Consider the following 466-nt stretch of genomic DNA (forward strand, 5'->3'; position numbering starts at 1 on the left):
TTCGGTGTCGGTCGCCGCCCGCCCCAGTTTTGATTCCAAACGCCCGACGGTGTCTTCCAGTTCGCGCGTTTTTTGCCGCACGGAGCGCGGTATCCAGTCCAGCAAGCGCAATTCGTCGAAAATTGCACCTTTAATCCGCGCTACCGCATATGTTTTGAATTTTACTTTCTTTCTGGGGTCAAATTTTTCTACCGCGTCCATAAGCCCAAACTGCCCGAAACTGACCAAATCGTCGAATTCAACGCTTTCCGGCATTCCTATGGAAACTTTGCCCGCGACATATTTCACCAGCGGTATATATTGCCGGATAAACATATTTCGCAGATTCTGGTCGCGAGTCTTTTTGTATGTTATCCATAATTCGTTTTCTGTCTTTTGCTCAAGAAATGAGTTGACCATTATTCTCGCATATTCACTCTGAATAGAGCCTTTACCGATACAAACGGAACGCCGTTTTTATTACCTT

Annotated in this window: 1 protein-coding gene; it reads right to left on the reverse strand. The window is 46.1% G+C overall.

Translation table 11 applies throughout. From position 1 onward, the window contains the following. The coding region (locus AWU74_RS08210) for a sigma-70 family RNA polymerase sigma factor (protein WP_162505099.1) at window positions 1-399 on the reverse strand (399 nt) is incomplete at its 3' end. Window positions 400-466 lie beyond the last annotated feature (67 nt).

It is taken from the genome of Treponema endosymbiont of Eucomonympha sp. (assembly GCF_001028545.1).